Annotated in this window: 19 protein-coding genes and 1 tRNA gene; 9 read left to right on the top strand and 11 right to left on the bottom strand. The window is 71.5% G+C overall.

Annotation, left to right across the window (positions count from 1 at the left end; all coding sequences use genetic code 11):
* The first annotated feature begins 24 nt into the window (after positions 1-24).
* On the top strand, positions 25-1,191 hold the full coding sequence (locus tag ACZ4UU_RS03670) for an amidase domain-containing protein (RefSeq protein WP_468036258.1): 1,167 nt from the start codon (positions 25-27) through the stop codon (positions 1,189-1,191).
* A gap of 33 nt (positions 1,192-1,224) precedes the next feature.
* Here ACZ4UU_RS03670 and ACZ4UU_RS03665 read toward each other — a convergent pair whose 3' ends face one another.
* Together ACZ4UU_RS03665 and ACZ4UU_RS03660 are read right to left on the bottom strand one after the other, a co-directional pair.
* On the bottom strand, positions 1,225-2,652 hold the full coding sequence (locus ACZ4UU_RS03665; protein ID WP_468036257.1) for a hypothetical protein: 1,428 nt from the start codon (positions 2,650-2,652) through the stop codon (positions 1,225-1,227).
* 73 nt (positions 2,653-2,725) lie between these two features.
* The gene (locus ACZ4UU_RS03660) at positions 2,726-3,505 is read right to left on the bottom strand and encodes a DUF4097 family beta strand repeat-containing protein (protein ID WP_468036256.1); all 780 of its coding nucleotides are present in this window, start codon (positions 3,503-3,505) and stop codon (positions 2,726-2,728) included.
* Between the two features lie 196 nt (positions 3,506-3,701).
* On the opposite strand from ACZ4UU_RS03660, the gene ACZ4UU_RS03655 reads away from it, so the two are divergent.
* Positions 3,702-3,773: transfer RNA gene (locus ACZ4UU_RS03655), tRNA-Val, on the top strand.
* A 46-nt stretch (positions 3,774-3,819) separates the two neighbouring features.
* On the opposite strand, the gene ACZ4UU_RS03650 is transcribed toward ACZ4UU_RS03655, so the two are convergent.
* Both ACZ4UU_RS03650 and ACZ4UU_RS03645 read right to left on the bottom strand, forming a co-directional pair.
* A complete protein-coding gene (locus ACZ4UU_RS03650) occupies positions 3,820-4,164 on the bottom strand; it encodes a hypothetical protein (RefSeq protein WP_468036255.1) in 345 nt (114 codons plus the stop codon).
* Positions 4,165-4,270: 106 nt separating this feature from the next.
* Complete coding sequence (locus ACZ4UU_RS03645; RefSeq protein WP_468036254.1) at positions 4,271-5,209, bottom strand: ketopantoate reductase family protein; 939 nt, start codon at positions 5,207-5,209, stop codon at positions 4,271-4,273.
* Positions 5,210-5,299: 90 nt separating this feature from the next.
* Here ACZ4UU_RS03645 and ACZ4UU_RS03640 point away from each other — a divergent pair, with 90 nt between their 5' ends.
* Entirely contained in the window at positions 5,300-5,536 is a 237-nt protein-coding gene (locus ACZ4UU_RS03640) for a DUF2277 domain-containing protein (RefSeq protein ID WP_468036253.1), read from the top strand.
* Positions 5,537-6,285: 749 nt separating this feature from the next.
* On the opposite strand, the gene ACZ4UU_RS03635 is transcribed toward ACZ4UU_RS03640, so the two are convergent.
* The 4 genes from ACZ4UU_RS03635 to ACZ4UU_RS03620 form a co-directional block, all read right to left on the bottom strand.
* Positions 6,286-6,885, bottom strand: coding sequence for a DedA family protein (locus tag ACZ4UU_RS03635; protein WP_468036416.1), 600 nt, complete (start codon positions 6,883-6,885; stop codon positions 6,286-6,288).
* 299 nt (positions 6,886-7,184) lie between these two features.
* Entirely contained in the window at positions 7,185-7,622 is a 438-nt protein-coding gene (locus tag ACZ4UU_RS03630; protein WP_468036252.1) for a DoxX family protein, read from the bottom strand.
* Between the two features lie 407 nt (positions 7,623-8,029).
* The gene (locus tag ACZ4UU_RS03625; RefSeq protein WP_468036251.1) at positions 8,030-9,670 is read right to left on the bottom strand and encodes an alkaline phosphatase D family protein; all 1,641 of its coding nucleotides are present in this window, start codon (positions 9,668-9,670) and stop codon (positions 8,030-8,032) included.
* A 106-nt stretch (positions 9,671-9,776) separates the two neighbouring features.
* Positions 9,777-10,421, bottom strand: a complete 645-nt coding sequence (locus ACZ4UU_RS03620) for an HNH endonuclease family protein (RefSeq protein ID WP_468036250.1) — start codon at positions 10,419-10,421, stop codon at positions 9,777-9,779.
* 385 nt (positions 10,422-10,806) lie between these two features.
* Between ACZ4UU_RS03620 and ACZ4UU_RS03615 the strand changes: the two genes are divergently transcribed.
* Entirely contained in the window at positions 10,807-11,388 is a 582-nt protein-coding gene (locus ACZ4UU_RS03615) for a TMEM165/GDT1 family protein (protein ID WP_468036249.1), read from the top strand.
* A gap of 187 nt (positions 11,389-11,575) precedes the next feature.
* Positions 11,576-12,238: an HAD family hydrolase gene (locus ACZ4UU_RS03610; RefSeq protein ID WP_468036248.1), complete on the top strand. Its 663-nt coding sequence runs from the start codon at positions 11,576-11,578 to the stop codon at positions 12,236-12,238.
* Between the two features lie 315 nt (positions 12,239-12,553).
* On the opposite strand, the gene ACZ4UU_RS03605 is transcribed toward ACZ4UU_RS03610, so the two are convergent.
* Positions 12,554-13,558: a peptidoglycan-binding domain-containing protein gene (locus ACZ4UU_RS03605; RefSeq protein WP_468036247.1), complete on the bottom strand. Its 1,005-nt coding sequence runs from the start codon at positions 13,556-13,558 to the stop codon at positions 12,554-12,556.
* Between the two features lie 159 nt (positions 13,559-13,717).
* Between ACZ4UU_RS03605 and ACZ4UU_RS03600 the strand changes: the two genes are divergently transcribed.
* Positions 13,718-15,775, top strand: coding sequence for an MDR family MFS transporter (locus tag ACZ4UU_RS03600; RefSeq protein ID WP_468036246.1), 2,058 nt, complete (start codon positions 13,718-13,720; stop codon positions 15,773-15,775).
* Between the two features lie 262 nt (positions 15,776-16,037).
* Here ACZ4UU_RS03600 and ACZ4UU_RS03595 read toward each other — a convergent pair whose 3' ends face one another.
* Positions 16,038-16,694: a dihydrofolate reductase family protein gene (locus ACZ4UU_RS03595; protein ID WP_468036245.1), complete on the bottom strand. Its 657-nt coding sequence runs from the start codon at positions 16,692-16,694 to the stop codon at positions 16,038-16,040.
* Between the two features lie 132 nt (positions 16,695-16,826).
* On the opposite strand from ACZ4UU_RS03595, the gene ACZ4UU_RS03590 reads away from it, so the two are divergent.
* Positions 16,827-17,501, top strand: coding sequence for a hypothetical protein (locus tag ACZ4UU_RS03590; RefSeq protein ID WP_468036244.1), 675 nt, complete (start codon positions 16,827-16,829; stop codon positions 17,499-17,501).
* A gap of 5 nt (positions 17,502-17,506) precedes the next feature.
* Positions 17,507-17,809, top strand: a complete 303-nt coding sequence (locus tag ACZ4UU_RS03585) for a hypothetical protein (RefSeq protein WP_468036243.1) — start codon at positions 17,507-17,509, stop codon at positions 17,807-17,809.
* Here the strand turns inward: ACZ4UU_RS03585 and ACZ4UU_RS03580 are convergent.
* Positions 17,798-18,238: a DnaJ family domain-containing protein gene (locus ACZ4UU_RS03580; protein WP_468036242.1), complete on the bottom strand. Its 441-nt coding sequence runs from the start codon at positions 18,236-18,238 to the stop codon at positions 17,798-17,800. The two genes, ACZ4UU_RS03585 and ACZ4UU_RS03580, sit on opposite strands and share 12 nt — an antisense overlap.
* Positions 18,239-18,336: 98 nt before the next feature.
* Between ACZ4UU_RS03580 and ACZ4UU_RS03575 the strand changes: the two genes are divergently transcribed.
* Entirely contained in the window at positions 18,337-18,729 is a 393-nt protein-coding gene (locus ACZ4UU_RS03575; protein ID WP_468036241.1) for an FHA domain-containing protein, read from the top strand.
* Positions 18,730-18,731: the final 2 nt, after the last annotated feature.

Below are 18,731 nucleotides of genomic sequence, written 5' to 3'. Positions count from 1 at the left end.
CCACCCCGGGCGAGGAGAATCCCCGTGAGATCAAGAACACCGATCAGTACGCGCCGCCGCGCCACCATAGTCGCGGCCGCCGTCGCCTCGATCGCCGCCTCGGCGGCACTGCCGCCCACCTGGAGCGCCGGCGCCGCGGTAGCCGACGACCCGACGGTGGACGCCACGACCAGGGCCACCTTCCAGCGGTTGGCGGACGCGGTCTTCACCGACCGCACCCAGGCCCTGGTCGACGGCGAACGCACCCGGAAGCCGCTGACCGACGGCTTCGCCGGCGACGTACGCCTGTCCTCCCGCACGGCCCGCGCCGAGGACACCGCCCTGTCCGCGCTGGACCGGCGCAAGGACCTGCTCGCGCGGCTCGGCGAGCGGTACCGCAAGGCCGACACCGCCGTCACGCTGGACGCCACGCGCGTGACGGGCCGTACGGCGAAGGCCGCCGTCACCGAGACCACGACCCTGACCTACGCCAAGGTGCGCGGCGACGAGCCGACGACCACCGGCTTCCAGGCCCACCACGAACTCACCTTCACCGCCGACCGGCACGGCGACTGGCAGCTGACCGGCATCCGCGACACCGACCAGGGCGTCGCGGTGAACACCCTCGCCAAGCCGTCCGTGAAGGCGCCCGCCGTGGACGACACCATGCCGTCCGCCCCGCGCGCCGCGACCACCTACCCCGCCCCGGCCAAGCCCAAGACCCTCACGGGCACGGCCCTCGACTACAAGGGCATGGCGGCGTACGCGGAGAGGTACTGGAGGAACTACAACAAGGACTACCCGGACTTCAACGGTCAGGGCGCGGGCGGCGACTGCACCAACTTCGTCAGCCAGGCCCTGAAGGCCGGCGGCTGGAAGCACGTGCCCGGCTACGTCTACGACTACACGAAGTGGTTCGGCAACGCCGAGATCCAGTCGCACTCGTTCGTCGGCGTCAACGAGTGGTCCTGGTTCGCCCAGAACTCCAAGCGGACCACCAGCCTCACCAACGTCTACCAGATGGACATCGGCGACGTGCTCCAGATGGACTTCGACAAGAACGGGTCCAAGGACCACACGATGATCGTCACCTACCGCAGCCCGCAGGGCGTGCCGTATCTGACGTACCACTCCACGAACACCTACCGGCGCTCGCTGGCCAGCCTCATCGCGTCGGACCCGAACGCCGCCTACTACGCCTACCGCACCTGATCACCACGGACGGAGGCGGTACGACCGCCCGGCTCAGTGCCCGGCCCCGCGCTCCTCGCGGATCTGGGCGACGACCCGGGCCACCGTCCGCCGTACCGCCTCCGTCTCGGTCAGGAAGTGCCAGTAGTCCGGGTGACGCCCCTCCAGCGTGCCCATCGCCCGCTCCAGTCGGGCTACCGAGTCGTCCAGCGGCCGCGCGTGCCGCGGATCCGGGGTGTTCCGCCCCGACATGGCCAGCCGCTGGGCGTCCCGGATCGCGAACCGTGTCCGGTCGATCTCCTGCTGTGGATCCTTCTGCACGGCGTTCAGCCGCCGCAGCCGGTCACCGGCCGCCGACACCGACTCGTCGGTGCTGTTCAGCAGCGCCCGCACCGTCGACAGCAGCGCGGTGGCGTCCGGCCAGCGCTGCTCCTCCCGCGCGGCCTGCGCCTCCTTCAGCTTCAGCTCGGCCTGCCGTACGTTCTCCGCGGCCCCGTCCGGCACCCCCTGGAGGTCCTGCCAGCACGCCACCGTGAACCGCCGCCGCAGCTCGCTCAGCACCGGCTCGACCTGCCCGGCACGGGTGGTCAGCGCCTGCGCGCGGGTCCGCAGCGACACCAGCCGGTGATCGATCTCGGCGGCCCGCTCCGGCAGCCGCTCGGCCTCCACCCGGACCGCTTCCGCCGACCGCGCGACCCGCTCGGCCCGCTCCAGCGTCTGCGGGAGGCCATGCTGCCCGGCACCCTGGTTCAGCTTGGTCAGCTCCGGACCGAGCGTCGCGAGCCGCGCCGCGAGGTCGTCCGCCCGCAGCCCCGACGCCCGTACGGCGTCCAGCGCGTTCGAGGCGGCCAGCAGGCCCTGCCGGGCGCGCTCGACGGCCGGGGCGAGACGGGCCAGCTGGGTCTCGGCCTTGCCGAGCAGCGGCCCCAGCCCGTCCGTGAACCTCTCCAGCTCCCGCTTGACGTTGTCCAGGTCGTCCTTGGCCTTGGTCAGCTCGCCACGGGCCCGGGCGGCGACCGAGGCCTCCAGGTCGTCGCGGTCGAGGTCATGGGCGTCGACGGCCTGGATGTACTGGTGGCTGACCTCGTCGATACGCCGCCCGAGCGCCTCGAAGTCGCTGATGGCCCGGCGGGCGGCCGGAGAGTCGTCGACGGCCGTGATCGTCTCGATCGAGATCCGCAGATCCCGCTGGGCGGTGTCCAGCTCGTAGAACGCGGCCGCCGCTGCGTCCTTCGCGGCCTGCGCCTCGGCCCGCTGGCTCTCGGCCCGCCCGCCGAACCAGCGCCGGGTACCGCCGCCGGCGAACGCGGCGGGCAGGGCGAGGGCGACGAGGGCGGGGAGGGCGGCGAGGGCGAGGGTGTCACGCAGGGCGCGGCGGGTGCCGTACGGGACAGGGCCGACGGTGTCGGCCCGCACGCACTCCGGGTCGGTCTGCGCGCGCGGCGCTGACGGCGAGTTCGGCTGCGGAGGTGTCGCCGTCACATCCCTCTCCCGTGCTGTCATTCACCCTGCCCGGTTCATTCTCCCACCGGTTTAGGACGAACACACGGGCCGGTTAGTTCGCGGTTCGCACCGTGACTTTTCCGTCGCCGGTACGCGCGGAGACCTCGTGCGGGCTGGTGTTGTCCCGGGGCACGGACACGTCGACCGCCCCGTCGCCGGTCTCGGTCGTCACGTCGTACGTCGCCCGGGGCAGCTCGACCGTCACCGAGCCGTCGCCGCTGCGGGTCTCCACCAGATCCGGCACGGTGCCGAGTTCGAGCCGGATCGAGCCGTCACCGGTCCGCGCCTGCACCGTGCGCGAGGACACGCCCCAGACCCGTACGGAACCGTCGCCCGTCCGCAGGTCCAGCGGCCCGCTGGAGTCGGTGACCCGCACGGACCCGTCCCCGGTCTGAACGCTCAACGGATCCCGGAACCCCCGCGCCCGCACACTCCCGTCCCCGTCCTTCACCTTCACCGTGACGCCGCGCGGCACCTCGATGCGGTGCTTCGTCGAGCAGTTCGCGATCATGCCCGAGCACTTCTCCCGCAGCACCAGCCGGTCGTCCTCCATCGACCACGTCACCTTCGGATCCGAGCCGATCGCGACCGTCCCCTGGAACCACCGCGTCACCTCGACCGTCCCCGCCTCGTTCCCGTCGGCGGCGATGATCTCCAACGCCGAGTCGTCCGAGTCCACGGTCAGCGTCCGCCCCTCCAGCGCGAAGGACCGGTGCTCGGGTTCCTTGTCGTCCCCGGCAGAGGCCCCGCACGCGGCAAGCCCCCCGACGAGCGCCACGACGACTCCGACGGCGGCGACAGCGCGGACGGCAACCGGAACGGTACGGGCCATGACGATCTCCCCCTGAGACTCCCTGAGACCTGCCCTTCAGGGCCCAGGATTCGGATGGTGATTCGACCGTACGGATCCGGGGGACCGCTCGGGATCCGGGCCGCTCCCGGATCCGAGGTGGGGATAACCCCAGGACGGCCCCGATACGGGTTTGCGGGACATGGCCCCTGGCAGGGTAGGCTGTCGACTCGTTCTCGGGTGCGTAGCTCAGGGGTAGAGCGCCTGCCTTACAAGCAGGATGTCGGCGGTTCGAAACCGTCCGCGCCCACCGCGGTAGAGGACCCCGCCGTTCGCGGCCGGGGTCCTTCGCCTTTTCAGCCCTCCTGCGGCGCCGACGCCTCATGGGCGTGCTTCAGCTGGGAGCGGGCGTCGACCCGTTCGGCTCCGGCGAGTTCCGACCAGTAGCGGTGGCCGCTGATGAAGACCGTGAGTTCGTGTTCGCGGCGGCGGAGCTTCTCCACCTGGGCCTGTTCGTCCTCCGTCCAGCCGGGGGAGGCTGGGCGCTCGACCTTGCGCCAGCCGTTGTCGTCGCTGAAGGCGTCCAGGGGCACGACCGACCAGGGGAGCCGCTTCAGGAGGGCCGACAGCTCGGCCCGGACCTGATGCAGCTCCTCCTGACCGGCGAGCAGGTCACTCGGAAAGTCATAGGGCGTAGCCACGAGCCAATGCTACGCCTGTTCGATTTTGGGTGGCGAGCTTGTTTGGGTGGTTCATGCGAACGGGTGTGTGGGCGGGTGAGCGGGAGGCTCACCCGGGCCCGGTCGGCTAGTGGCCGGCCTCCCTCAACTCACGCACCAGCCCGGTCGTGACCGGCGTGGAAATCCCATGGTGCTCCGCCGCGCGCAGCAACGCGCCGCCGATGGCGTCCAGTTCGAGGGGACGCCCGGCCTCGGCGTCGCGCTGCATCGACGACTTCGTGCCCGGAGGGAAGGCGTCGTAGCGGGCGAGGGCCTGGGCCGGGTCGGCGGGGCCGCCGCAGGCGCGGCTGACGGCCGCCGTCTCCTCGACCAGGGACGTCAACTGCTCGCGGTGGCGGGTGCGTACGTCGCCGAGGGGGAGGCCGTGGCGGGTGGTCAGCAGGGCGAAGGGGGCCAGGAACGACATCTTCGCCCAGAGGGCCGCCGTCTCGTCGGTCAGGACACGGGTGGTGGGGCCGGCCGTGTCGAGGGCTTGCGCCAGGGTGTCGAGGCGGTCGCGGGGGACCGAGTCGCCGGTGAGGTCGATCTCGGCGAACGGGCTGGCGTGTTCGATATGCCCCGGGGCGACGCGGGTCGACTCGGCGCGGATCACGGCGGGGGCGACACGGTCCGGGCGGTAGCGGGCGCGGAGGGACGCCGGGTGCTCCACGCCGTTCAGGAACGGGACGACCAGGGCGCCGTCGCCGAGCGCGGTGGGCGGGACGCGGGTCAGGGCCGCGTCCAGGGCGGTGGCCTTGACCGCGATCAGACAGGCGTCGACCGGTTCACGGAGCTCGGTGTCCGCCTCCACCTGGGCCGTGAAGTCACCGAAGAGGGCGCTGCGGACCTGGATTCCGTTCGTCCGCAGGGCCTCGGCCGTCTCGTCACCGGCCAGGCAGACGACACGGTGGCCGGCCCTGGACAGCAGCGCGGCGAGCAGGCCGCCGATGCCGCCCGGGCCCAGCACCGCCACGGTGAGCCGGTCGTTCGCGGTGGTCTCTCCCGCCGTCGTTCGTTGCGCAGTCATGCGTTTCCTCTCGTCGGTCGGCCCCAATCGCGGTGGCCGCCTCGACGTGATCATGGCAGACGGGCCCCTCTCCGAGGGAGACTGTTCGACATGTGCCGCAGTATCAAGACACTCCGTCCGCCCGTACTGCCCGAAGAGGCGACCGAGGACGAGATCCGAGCCGCCGCCCTCCAGTACGTCCGCAAGGTCTCCGGCTTCCGCGCCCCGGCCGCCCACAACCGCGAGGTCTTCGACCACGCCGTCGACGCCATCGCGGCCGCCACGGCCGAACTGCTCGACGGGCTGGAGGTGCGAGGGGCCGGCGCGGTGGCGCGCAAGGCCGGGTAGGGCCGCAGGCAAGGGCACGGTCGGGACAGGGGCCGGCAGCACGTCGGCGGACGCCGCGCCGGGGGGCGGGCCTTGCCGCGCGATGGGGCACGCACGGCCCACTCGCGGGTCGGCTGTGCCTGCCTGGTCAGTCGCCGGTCGGTTGTGCCTGCCTGGTCAGTCGGCGGTCGGTTGTGCCTGCCTGGTCAGTCGGCGGTCGGTTGTGCCTGCCTGGTCAGTCGGCGGTCGGCTGTGCCTGCCTGGTCAGTCGCCGGTCGGTGGTGCCCGGCGCGGTAGTCGTCGGGTCGGCTGGACCCGCACGGCCAGGTCGTGGGGTTGGCTGTGCCCGGGTGGTCAGTCGGCGGTCGGTTGTGCGCGTGTGGCAGTCGTGGGGTTGGCTGTGCCCGGGTGGTCAGTCGGCGGTCGGTTGTGCGCGCGGCAGTCGTCGGGTCGGCAGTGCCCGGGTGGTCAGTCGCTGGTCGGTTGTGCGCGCGCGACAGTCGGCGGTCGGTCGTGATCGCGCGGCCAGTCATCGGTTCGGCTGCACCCGCGGGCAGTCACCAGGTCGGCTGCGCGCACACGGCAGTCACCGGATCTCCGGTACCCGCATGGCAGTCACCGGATCGCCGGCACCCGCACGGCAGTCACCGGACCGCCGGTACCCGCATGGCAGTCACCATGTCGCCGATGGCTTCCCCACGTCGGCCGACCCCGCCGTCGAAGCGCGCGTCGACTCCCCCCGCCCCCAGTGGAGCGCACATGCGGAGCGTCTACGCCGGCTTCCGGCGCATCACATACGTGGCCACCGCACCCGCCGCGAACAGGGCCGCGACCGAGACGGCAGTGGCCAGCCAGGTGGCGCCCAGCCACTGGGCGCCGAAGTAGCCGAGGGCCACGCTGTAGGTGGCCCAGGTGAGGCCGGCCAGGGCGGACCAGGGGAGGAAGTCGCGGGGGCTGCGGTGGGTGGCGCCGGCGCTGAGGGAGACCACTGAGCGGCCCGCGGGGGCGAAGCGGGCCAGGACGACCAGGGCGCCGCCGCCTCGGGCGAGGGCCGTGCCGAGACGTTCCTGCGCTGATGTGAGGCGGCGGGAGCGGGCGATCGCGCGGTCCAGGCGGGCGCCGCCGCGCCAGGCGAGGCGGTAGGCGACCAGGTCGCCCAGGACGGAGGCGGTGGCGGCGCAGAGGGTCAGGGCCAGGATGTCGGGGACCTCGCCGGGGACCTGGCCGGTCGCGGCGCCCGTCCCCGCGGCGGCCGCCGTCGCGGCCGTGATCACCAGGACGCCACTGGGCAGGACGGGGACGAACACGTCCAGCAGGACCGACAGTCCTACGACCACATAGATCCATGGGGCCGCCGTCAGCGAACCCATGTCCTCGAGACCCTCGAGCACCGCAACTCCCCGTTTACCCCCGTGGCCAGTCCGTGCCGTGCCGCGACGTCGCGGGGGAGCGGCAGGTGCGGCCTATGACAGCCATACAGCGTACGCCGGGGGTGTGACAGGAGATTCATCGGGGGCTCGTGTGTTCGGCACAGCATCTTCACCCGGCTGCCGCCGGTACGCAGGCGGAACGGCGCCCGTACCCGCGTGGGCCGCGCAGGTACGGGCGCCGTCATCCAGCCGTCATCCAGCCGTCATGCAAGGGCGGAGCCCCGTGCCGCCAACGGGCGTCAGGCCGCCACCGGCGTCTTGTCGGCCGCCGTCCGGCTCTGCGCCTCGGGGCGCTTGGCGAACAGGCGGTCCAGTCCGAACGCGCCGGAGCCCGTGAAGATCAGCAGGAACATGGCCCAGCAGTACATGACGGCACCTTCGCCGCTGTTCTCGATGGGCCACAGTGCCTGTGGCTGGTGGACCTTGAAGTACGCGTACGCCATGGCGCCGGAGGATATGAACGCCGCGGCACGGGTGCCCAGGCCGAGCAGCACCAGGCTGCCGCCCACGAGTTCGATCACGGCGGCGAACCAGCCGGGCCAGGTGCCGGTCTCGACGGTCTCGCCTCCGAAGGTGCCGAAGAGCGTGTTGGCGCCGTGGCAGGCGAAGAGCAGGCCGACGACTATGCGGAACAGGCCGATGGCGTACGGCTGGGCGCTGTTGAGGCGTCCGGTCATGTGGGGGACTCCCTCGGTCTGGGGTTTACCGGTCCTTTTGAGGAACGGTGCGGAGACGGATACTGATCGGTAGCCCCCACGTTAGGTAGCCCTAATCAACACTTGCAAGTTCAACATTTGGCCAGGTTTTGCTGTCGGCGTCCCCATCCACCCCGGAAGCAACCGCACCGTAGCGCGGCTCTCGCCACCGCATCGGCGTCCGAAAGAGTGACCGAATCCACACCCGGCCGTGCCCCCGCCGCCGTCACCCGGTGCACACCCTCCGTAGGCACACCCGACGCGAACCGGCCGGGACGCGCCCGCCCCTGACGGTCGATCAGGCGATACGTGCCGCTGTGTCACGTCCACCCCGTCGTCAGTCGCCATCGCACCGACAGCCCCGAGCCCTCAGGCGACCGGCCGCACTCTCACGGCGTGAGTTCCGACTCCGCCACCGTCCGAAGCCGCGCAGCACCCCCGCGCGGCACACGCGCCTGCTCCAGCCGCAGCCGCGCCGAACGTCCCCGCAGGGTCAGGGTCATGAGCTGGTTGCCGAACCAGGGGCCGCCTGTGCGGCGCCAGTCGATCGGCGGGGTGGGGCAGCCGCCGTGCCCGGCGAAGCGGCGACCCAGCACCCGGGCCGGCCCGCTCCAGCCGAAGCGGAAGCCGAGTCGGATGGCCAGCGGGATGGCGTTGTGGACGGGGGAGCAGGTCAGTTGGAAGACGCGGGCGGTGGGGCCGGTGCCGGTCGGCCAGGCCGGTTCGGCCACGTAGGCGTGGTGGACGTCGCCGGAGAGCACGCACACCGTCGCCGGAGCCCGCGCGCCCGACCCGGCCTCGGCGATCAGTGCGGCCAGGGCGTCGAAGGACGACGGGAACGCCGCCCAGTGCTCCAGGTCCGCCCGCCGCCGCAGGTTCTCCCCGAACCGCGCCCAGCGCTCCCCGCGCTCGCCCCGGCACAGGGCCGCGTTCCACGCCTCGGCGTCGTGCACCAGGTGCGGCAGCAGCCAGGGGAGGGACGTACCGATGAGGAGGTGGTCGTAGGAGCCGGGCGCGTCCAGGGCCTGCTCGCGCAGCCAGCGGGCCTCGCCCGCGTTGAGCATCGAGCGCGCGTCCTCGTCCAGGACCCGGGCCGCCCGCGTGTCCACCATCAGCAGCCGTACGCGGCCGAAGTCACGCCGGTAGCTCCAGCGCACGGACGCCGGGTCGGCGTCCGCCCGGCAGGCGAAGGAGCGCAACAGATCGGTGCCGTCGGGGGTTTCGCGTACCGCGGCGTAGAGCGGGTCCGCGGCGAGCTCGGCCGGTGGGAGGTTCCCCAGGTGCTGGTGCACCCAGTACGACATCAGCCCGCTCAGCAGCCGCTCCCGCCACCACGGGGTGGTCCGCATGTCGGCGAGCCAGGCGGCGGAGGTGTTCCAGTCGTCGATGACGTCGTGATCGTCGAAGATCATGCAGCTGGGCACGGTGGAGAGCAGCCACCGCACCTCCGGGTCGAGCCAGGACTCGTAGTAGAGGCGGGTGTACTCCTCGTAGTCCGCGACCTCGTCGCCCGGCGGGTCGCGCAGATCGCGCCGGGCGGCCAGCCAGCGCCTGGTCGCCTTGGAGGTCTCGTCGGCGTACACCTGGTCGCCCAGCAGGACCAGTACGTCGGGCCGCTCGCCGTCCGGGTCGGCCGCGATCCGGGCGGCCAGCGTGTCGAGGGCGTCCGGGCCGACCGGATCCTCCTCGTCGGCCGGTGGCGCGGCCCAGCGGCAGGAGCCGAAGGCGAGCCGGACCGTGTCGCCCTCGGCCGGGGCGCGGATGACGGAGGGCGGGAACGGGCTGTCGGGCAGCGGCCACACGCGTGTGCCGTCGAGGTGGACCTCGTAGGCCTCGGAGGAACCCGGGGTCAGGCCGGTCACCGGGATCAGGGCGTAGTGGTGGCCCGCGATCTGGAAGGTGCGGGACGTGCCGCGGGCGCCGTCCGCGCCGCGCACCTCGGCGGTGCACGGACGGCTCGCCTCGACCCACACGGTCGCGGACGAGCCGTCGGCATACCTCAGCAGTGGTCCAAGGCGCAGTTCGGCCACGTCAATGCCCTCCTCCGTCGCCCCGTACGGTACGGAACGACGGAGGTGGGCGGGGAGGTTCCGCAGGTCACGGTTTGCCGAACTCGGACGGTTGCGGTCGGTGCCGTCAGCAGTTCGCGAGGTAGTTCGTGAGGGCGGACTTCTCCGCCGAGTCGACCGAGAGGTCGTAGTAGTACTTCACCTGGACCCAGGCGCGGACGTACGTGCAGCGGTAGGCCGTGCGCGCCGGCATCCAGGTGGCCGGGTCCTGGTCGCCCTTGGCCTGGTTGACGTTGTCGGTGACCGCGATCAGCTGCGGGCGGGTCAGGTCGTTGGCGAACGACTGGCGCCGGGAGGTGGTCCAGCTGTCGGCGCCGGAGTCCCAGGCCTCGGCCAGCGGGACCAGGTGGTCGATGTCGACGTCGGAGGCGGCGGTCCAGGTGGCGCCGTCGTACGGGGAGTACCAGCTGCCGCTGGTGGCGGCGCAGGAGGAGTTGGTCACGACTCCCGAGCCGTCGCGCTTGAGGACCGTCTCGCGGGTGTTGCAGGTGCCGGACTGGGTGATCCAGTGCGGGAAGAGGTCACGGTCGTAGCCGGTGCGGTCCTCGGTGGCCACGGTGAGCTGGGCCAGGTAGCTGCGGGCGGTGGCGCCGCTGACGGGGGTGGGGAGCGCGGCGGAGGCGGTCGGGCCGTTGAAGAGTCCGACGGAGGCTATGACACCGGTGAGCGCCGCGAGTATGCTGACGCGTCGACGCGCGTAGAACTTCGACATGTGCGAACTCCCTTGGGAGGTGGGGGTGTTGGCGGGCGAGCGATGGAATGCTCGCGGCGCCCTGTTGCCGGGAGGTGTGCGTCGGGTAAGAAGTTAATGACGCGTACATGACATAACAAGGTTTACGGCGAAACGATCTCGTATCATGGGGAGCGCAGAAGGGGAGTAGCTCTTCGCCGGACCGTCGACATACTGCTCAGCTCGCCTGAGCCGGCGCCCGGAGGCGGACCTCGTCCACGAGGTCGGCCAGCGAGACCTTCGGCAAGCAGTGCACACCCGTGCCCCATGGTGCGGGTGCCTACGTGTGCTGCCGTGCCGAGGTGTCGCAGCGCAGTCGCAGTGCAGCATCGCTCTCGGTGGGGCGGCCCCGACCGATTGAGGAACCTTGATCAGCTTCACCGTGACGGCCGTCGTCTTCGGCGTCGTCTTCCTCGCCGAACTGCCCGACAAGACCGCACTCGCCGGGCTCGTCCTCGGCACGCGCTATCGCGCCTCCTACGTCTTCGCCGGCGTCGCCGCCGCGTTCGCGCTGCATGTCGCCCTCGCCGTGGCGGCCGGCAGTGTGCTGACGCTGTTGCCGCAGCAGATCGTGCACGCGGTGACCGGCGTGCTCTTCCTGGGTGGCGCGGCGGTGCTGCTCAGGAAGAAGGACGAGGACGAGGAGGAGATCCGCAAGCCCGAGAACCAGTCCTTCTGGAAGGTGTCGGGGGCCGGCTTCATGCTCATCCTGGTCGCCGAGTTCGGGGATCTGACCCAGATCATGACGGCGAACCTCGCGGCCCGGTACGACGACCCGCTGTCGGTCGGCATCGGGGCGGTGCTGGCGCTGTGGGCCGTGGCGGGGCTCGGGATCGTCGGCGGGAAGGCGCTGATGCGGCGGGTGCCGTTGCGGCTGATCACCAAGGTGGCGGCGTTGCTGATGCTCGGGCTCGGGGTGTGGAGCCTGTGGGAGGCGATCACCGGGTGAGGTCGGGCGCCGGCCGGCTGAACTGTCGGTGAACGGTTTCTGGAGGCGGTGGCGCGATCGGGATCGGTTTTGTACCGTGGAGGAACAAAGTGGCTCCCGCCCGTTTTCCCTGACCGGCGGGCGGGACCACCTTGTCCCTCCCTGGGGGCACCCCTGTACCCCCGCGCCCCTCGCCCTGGAGCTGCCGATGCCGGCCACCGTCCTCACCGCCCGTGCCCTGCTGCTCGACATGGACGGCACCCTCGTCAACTCGGACGCCGCCGTGGAACGGATCTGGCGTCGCTGGTCGCAACGGCACGGGCTGGACGCCGACGAGGTGATGAAGGTCGTGCACGGACGGCAGGGGTACGCCTCGATGGCCCTGCTGCTGCCCGACCGGCCGATGGAGCAGAACCACGCGGACAACGCCCGCATGCTCGCCGAGGAGACGGCGGACGTGGCGGGCGTCGTGCCGATTCCTGGGGCGCCGGAGTTCATGGCCTCGCTGCGGGAGCGGGGGCTGGCGCATGCGCTGGTGACCTCGGCCGACGTTCCGCTGTCCACGGCGCGGATGGCTGCCGCCGGGCTGGAGCTGCCGGATGTGCGGGTGACCGCGGAGTCCGTTGGCGCGAGCAAGCCGGATCCGGAGGGGTTCCTGAAGGGGGCGGCCGAGTTGGGGGTCGCGCCGGAGGACTGTGTGGTGTTCGAGGACTCGGGGGCGGGGATTCAGGCGGGGCGCTCCGCGGGGATGCGGGTGGTGGGGGTTGGGCCGCGGGCCCGGTTCCATGAGCCGGATGTCGTCGTGGCTGATTTGCGGCAGGTTCGGGTTGAGGCGGGGGACGGGGGCGGGATTCGGTTGTATGTCGCCTGAGGGCTCGGGGGGTGTGGGACCGATTGCGGGTGCGGGTTGTGGTGGGTTGCTCGCGCAGTTCCCCGCGCCCCCAGGGAGCTCGGGGTGCGTGTTTGATGGCGGGTGCGGGTTGAGTGGGGCTGGTCGCGCCGTTCCCGGTTTTGGTGGGTTGCTCGCGCTCAGGGGCGGTGGCCGGACATCTGGTGCAGCTCCGTGCGCCTTTGGGTCGGCTGTGCCTCGGCGGACCTCAAAGGGCGCGGGGAACTGCGCGACCAGCCACGGTGGAGCCGCGGTCGCCATCGGACCGGAGGCTCCCGAGTTCTCGGGCGAACCCCGTCACGGCTCCCGCGTCTCCGACTCCAGCCTCTCCCGCGTCGCCAGGTCGTACACCCCGTACTCCTCCGGCTGGACCCCCCGCGCCCACTGGTACCTGCTCACCGCGTCCTCGACGCCCTCGTTGTAGCTGCCCCGGGCCTCCCTCGTGTAGAGGCCGAGTTGGGTCAGGCGCAGTTCGAGCTCGACCACCTCGGAACCCCGGTCGCCACGACGCAGCGTCGGCGGGGCGGGGTCTCGGGCCGCGGCGGACTCCTGCTGGGCGCCGACGGCCTCCGTGGGTGAGGGGGTGGAGGTGTTCGTCGGTTCCGTGGCGGGGGGCGGAGTGGGGGACGCGCTGGAGCGGGACGGGGAGGACGAGGGGGAGGGGGATGCGCTCTCCGTGGGTGTCGGGGACGCAGGGGGCGGCGCCGGCCGCGTCCGCGTCGGGGAGGGCGGTTGCGATGCCTCGCTGGTCGACGGGGCCGGGACGCTCGCCCGTACGTCGTCCGGCAGAGCCGTGTCGCGGGACGGGGTCTCGTAGGTGAACAGGCCGCTCGCCAGGCCGGCCGCCGCGATCACGGCCACGAGCGCGCCGCCCGTGCCGAGGAGGACGGTGCGGGTACGGCGCCGACCGGGCGCCGCTGTGTCCGGAGCGTCGGTTCCGGTGCCGTGGGGGTCGGTCGCGTCCGGCTCGAACAGGCTGAGGTCCCGTGTGTCGAGGGTGCGGGCCGGCGCCGGAGGGATCGGCCGTAGCGGCATCGTCGCGTCGGAGGGGAGTGCGGCGGCGCTGTCGCCGTCGGCCTCCAGCTCCACGTACGGGCGTATGCGCAGGGGATCGAAGTCCTCCGCCGCTGCCGCCTCCGCGGTGCGGGCGTCGCGCAGGGCCTCGGACACGCGCTGGGCGCAGCCGCAGGACGGGGTGTTGTCGAGGGCTCTCGGCGTACCGCACTCCGGGCAGGGGTGACCGTTCTGGCCTATCGGGCCGTCCTGGCCTTCCGGACCCTTCGTGCCTGTCCGCTCTGTCACGCCTTCGTACCTCCCCCTCGCGAACTCCCCACACTATGCAGACGTTCCTCACGTGGTCTCCGGAAGCCCCCGGAAGGACTGATTCCAAAGGGACTCGACAGGCCATAACCAGCCATATCGATCACGATGGGGGTGTATCGAGACCCTCGGGAGGTCTTCATGGCCGGGGACGCGCACGGTATGCCGGACGATGTGCGTGACGCGCAGCCCCCGAGGCGGGGAGCCGACGCGCACGAGAACGTGCCCGGCAACGTCCTCGTCTCCATCGGCGCGCTGCTGCTCGGCATGCTGCTCGCCGCGCTCGACCAGACCATCGTGTCGACCGCCCTGCCCACCATCGTCAGCGACCTCGGCGGGCTGGAGCATCTGTCCTGGGTCGTGACCGCGTATCTGCTGGCGTCCACGGCCGCGACTCCGCTGTGGGGCAAGCTCGGTGACCAGTACGGGCGCAAGCGGCTCTTCCAGATCGCGATCGTGATCTTCCTCGTCGGGTCCGCGCTGTGCGGCATGTCGCAGAACATGGCCCAGCTCATCGCCTTCCGGGCCGTGCAGGGTCTCGGGGGCGGCGGGCTCATGGTGCTGTCCATGGCGATCGTGGGGGACATCGTGTCGCCGCGGGACCGGGGGCGGTACCAGGGGTTGTTCGGGGGCGTGTTCGGGGCGACGAGTGTGCTCGGGCCGTTGCTGGGCGGGGTGTTCACGGAGCATCTGAGCTGGCGGTGGGTGTTCTACGTCAATCTGCCCGTCGGGGTGGTCGCGCTGGTGGTGATCGCGAGTGCGCTGCGGATTCCCCGGAAGTCGACGCGGCACGTCATCGACTATCTGGGGACGTTTCTGATCGCGTCCGTCGCCACCTGTCTGGTACTCGTCGCTTCCCTCGGGGGGATCACGTGGGGGTGGGGGTCGGCGCAGATCGTCGGGCTCGCGGTGCTGGGGGTGGTGCTCACCTGTGCGTTCGTCGCGGTCGAGCGGCGGGCCGCCGAACCGGTGCTTCCGTTGAAGCTGTTCCGGGTGCGGACCTTCGCGCTGTCGGCTGTCATCAGCTTCATCGTCGGGTTCGCCATGTTCGGCGCGATGACCTATCTGCCGACGTTTCTCCAGGTCGTGCAGGGCGTCAGTCCGACCATGTCCGGGGTGCACATGCTGCCGATGGTCGTCGGCATGCTGCTGGCGTCGACCGTGTCCGGGCAGATCGTCAGCCGTACCGGGCGGTGGAAGGTGTTCCCGGTCGCCGGGACCGGGGTCACCACGCTGGGGCTGCTGTTGCTGCATCAGATGGACGTGGACAGCTCCACCTGGGAGATGAGCCTGTACTTCTTCGTGTTCGGGCTGGGGCTCGGGCTGGTCATGCAGGTGCTCGTGCTGATCGTGCAGAACGCCGTCTCGTACGAGGATCTCGGCGTCGCCACCTCCGGGGCCACCTTCTTCCGGTCCATCGGGGCGTCGTTCGGCGTCGCCATCTTCGGCACGGTCTTCGCGGGCCGGCTCGACGACAAGCTCGTGGAGGCGTTTCGGGGGGTGCGGCTGCCGAGCGGGGTCTCGCTGGAGGGACTGGAGGCCGATCCACGTGACATCGCCCGGTTGCCGGGGGCGTTGCGGCCGGCCGCGCTGGAGGCCTACGCGTCCTCGATCACCGACGTGTTCTTGTACGCGGCGCCTGTGGCGTTGCTCGGGTTCGTGCTGGCCTGGTTCCTGCGGGAGGACCGGCTGCGGGGGTCGGTGACCGCGCCTGATGTCACCGAGACGCTGGCCAGTAATCCCGTGGAGCGGTCGTCGTACGACGAGGTGTGCCGGGCTTTGTCGGTGCTCGGGACGCGGGAGGGGCGGCGGGAGGTGTACCGGGAGATCACCGAGCGGGCCGGGTACGACCTGTTGCCCGCGGCCAGTTGGCTGCTGCTGCGGATCAAGAAGTGCGGGTGGGTGGAGCCGGCGGTGCTCGCCGAGCGGAGTTCCGTGCCGTTGCCGGTGATTCTCGAAGCCGCTCGGCAGGTGGAGGAGCGGCGGTTGGCCGTGCGCGAGGGGCTGGATCTGGTGCTGACCCAGAGTGGGCGGGAGGTCGCGGCGCGGTTGGCCAGGGTTCGGGAGGAGTCGTTGGCGGAGTTGCTGGGGGACTGGTGGGGGCCGGGGAGGTCCACGGATCTGGTGCAGTTGGTGAAGGAGATCAATGAGGAGTTGTGTGGGTCGGAGCGGGAACGGCCGGGTACCTCCGGTGGTTGAGCGGGGGATGCCTGCGGCGGCCCGTTGCGGTGGGTGGGGGGTGATCGCGCAGTTCCCCGCGCCCCTGAGGTGCCTGCGGCGGCCTGTTGCGGTGGGTGGGGGTGCGCGTAGCGCCTGCGGTTTGGTGGGGGTCGGGGCCGTGCCGGGGGGTGTCCGTCCTCGGTCGGGCGGCTCGGTTGCTTTGAGATGTGCTCTGCGTTGACGCCCGCCGCTGCGGGCGGACACCCCCCGGCACGTCCCCTCGCCGCCGTACGCGGCTGAGCTATCCGCGGCCCTCCGTCGCGCGGGTGAACGTCAGGTGTGTGACGCCGCTTGGCGAGGGGACGGCCTCGATGTCGTAGGCCTGGTCCAGGCCCTCCAGTCCGTCCCAGAGGCGTTCGCCTCGGCCGAGCAGGATCGGGGCCACCACGACGTGCATGTGGTCGATGAGCTCTGCGGCGAGGAAGTCGCGGAGCAGTGTGACACCGCCGCCGATGCGTACGTCCTGGTCGCCCGCCGCCTCGCGGGCCGTCTCGAGTGCCTCGGCGGGTGACGCGTCGAGGAAGTGGAACGTCGTGCCGCCCTCCATCTCGATCGACGGGCGAGGGTGATGCGTGAGGACGAAGGTCGGCGTGTGGAAGGGCGGGTTGGGGCCCCACCACCCCCTCCAGTCCGGGTCCTCGTGCCATCCGGGCGGGCCGAACTTCCCGGCGCCCATGATCTCGGCTCCGATCCCCGGACCGTGCTGCCGTGCGAAGGCGTCGTCGATGCCGCCGGTTCCGCCGGAACGGCCGGTCATGCTGTGCCAGAAGCCGGTGGCGAACATCCACTCGTGCAGCCTTTCACCGGCGTGGCCGAACGGTGTCTCCCGGCTCTGGCCTTCACCGGTGCCGAAGCCGTCGAGCGAGATGGAGAAGTTGTGGACGCGGGCGAGTGACATGGCAGGCCCTTCCTTCCGTGTGCGGTCAACGCCTTTCACCATGACGTCGATCGGGGCGCCGCCGAATCGACACGCCGGGGGTGGCCGATTCGGCCGCCGTTTGAGGCGGGCCATCGGGGCAACCCGGCATCCATGTCCACAGGTGTGATCATTCTGGTCGTGGTAGTGGCGGTCGTCGTGCTGATCGGTGCGGCCGTCCTGGCTCTGCGTGCTCGGAGTACGCAGAGCGGTCGGGGCCTGAAGCGGCGCTTCGGGCCTGAGTACGAGCGGGCCGTTGCCCGGCACGACGGTGACGCCGAGGCCGCCGAGCGGGAGCTCGCCCAGCGGGTGGAGCGGCACGGCGGGCTGCGCGAGCGGGCGTTGGAGACAGAGGAGGCCGAGCGGTTCGAGGCTCGGTGGACGGCGGCCCAGGAGCACTTCGTCGACTCGCCGAAGGATGCCGTCGAAGAGGCGGACCGGGTGCTCGCGGATCTGGCGCAGGCGCGCGGGTTCCCCGACGGCACGCAGTACGAGGAGCAGCTCTCCGCTCTGTCCGTGCACCACGCGCACCAAGTGCAGGGATACCGGCATGTGCACCGGGTCGCCCACGCGCGCGTGAGTGAGGGGGCGGAGGGCGGCGGGCCGGGGACGGAGGAGATGCGCGAGGCCATGGTCGAGGCCCGGGGCCTGTTCGAGGAGCTGACGGGGCCGGTCGAGCGGCGGCGTGGGGGCTTGCCGGAGACAGCCCGGCAGTCCCGGCGGGGCGCCGACGGTCATCGTGGCCATCTGCCGTGGGGCTTCACCGGCCGTCACGCGAAGGGGAGTTGAGGGGCATGACGGATGTGACGAGGGCAGGGCGCGAGGTCACCGCGCTCATGCCGCGTGAGGAGTCCGACAAGTTCGAGCTCAGGCTTCACCAGTCCGTCGCCGGGTTCGTCGACGGTCCCCGGGCCGCCGTCGAGGAGGCCGATCAGCTGGTCGAGGATCTGGTGGGGCGGATCAGCGACGCCATGGCGCAGCGGCGTCGCACGCTGCGTACGTCCTGGCAGGCGGCCGACGAGCAGGCCGACACCGAGCAGCTGCGGCTCGCGCTGCGGGACTACCGGGAGCTGGCGGAACGGCTGCTACGCCTCTGACACTCCTGGCCCATGTGACCCACCCGCCGCCCGGCGCCTCTCCTGCCACTCCCGTACGACCTGTTCCACGTCGTACGGCTTGCGGCCCAGGGGAGGGCCGGGCGGCGGCTTCAGGAGCATGTCGCGGATCTTGGCGTTGACGTTCGTGATGATCTTCCGGACCGCCGGTTCGGACCTGGCCGCGTAGGCCGCGGCCAGCGCGTCCTCCGCCTCCTTGCGCAGGGCCAGGGCCGGGGGCAGGACCGACAGGCCCTCGCGGGCCATCTTGCGTTTGACCCACCACAGTTCGTCGTAGGGGGACTCCAGATCGTTCGGCAGGGGCTTGCCCGCTCCGGGCAGTCTGTCGAAGTCGCCGCGCTGCTGGGCGTCGTGGATCTGCTTGTCGACCCAGGACTCGAACGGGACACCGGGGGGCTTTCGCTCGGTCATGAGTTCATTGTGCCGGACGCGGCGGTGCCGGGCGATTTATCATGCGGCGTCGGTGGCCAAAACGGCCGCCCCTCAAGGATGTTTCAGGAGGAGCGCACGTGCTCGAACTCACCATGGCCGCCGTGTCCGCGGCGGACGAGGGTGCCACGGCCGGCATGCTCATGGCCGACGCGCCCAGCGAGCCGGGTGCCGTGCTGCGGGTGGGCCGGGACAAGACGGTGTGCCGGCTCTCGACGCCGGACGACTGGCTGTTCGTCTCCCGGGTCCACCTGGAGTTCCTGTGCGGGCCCGACGGGACGTGGCAGGTGACCTGGCTGCGCGGCTCGCAGCCCGACCCGTCCTCCGAGGTGCGGCTGACCGTCGGCGAGTACGCCCAGCCGATCGGCTACGGCGGGACCGTGCCGTTGCCCCGGGGCGGCAGCGGCGAGATCATCATCCACGACCGCACCGCGCCGCGCAGCGTCAACGTCGGCTTCTATCAGGAGGCTTGAGC

Source organism: Streptomyces sp. NPDC028907, from assembly GCF_055564995.1.
The sequence above is the reverse complement of the archived record's forward strand: the minus strand, read 5'-3'. Positions and strand labels throughout refer to the sequence as shown.